The organism is Paenibacillus etheri (genome assembly GCF_001012825.1).
Taxonomy (GTDB): Bacteria; Bacillota; Bacilli; order Paenibacillales; family Paenibacillaceae; genus Paenibacillus_AQ; species Paenibacillus_AQ etheri.
The window spans coordinates 1-209 of sequence record NZ_LCZJ02000004.1; the positions used below are offsets into that span (position 1 = coordinate 1).

Annotated in this window: 1 protein-coding gene; it reads right to left on the reverse strand. The window is 36.8% G+C overall.

What is annotated here, in order from left to right; translation table 11 throughout:
* Window positions 1–209: S-layer homology domain-containing protein (locus UQ64_RS00465; protein WP_156417407.1), on the reverse strand; the 209-nt coding region annotated here is incomplete at both ends.

Genomic DNA, 209 nt, shown 5'->3' on the forward strand with positions numbered 1-209 from the left:
AGTGTTGCATTTGGATTCACTTCAAGACCAAGTACACGAACAATAAGAACAACTAATTCGCTTCTAGTTATTTCATTATTTGCACGGAAAGTACCATCTTTATATCCAGAAATGAAACCTGCTTTTGAAAGTGCTTGAATGAATGACTGAGCCCATACTGGTGTTTTGCCTTGATCCGAAAAACTAAACTCAGAATCAACAGCATCCAA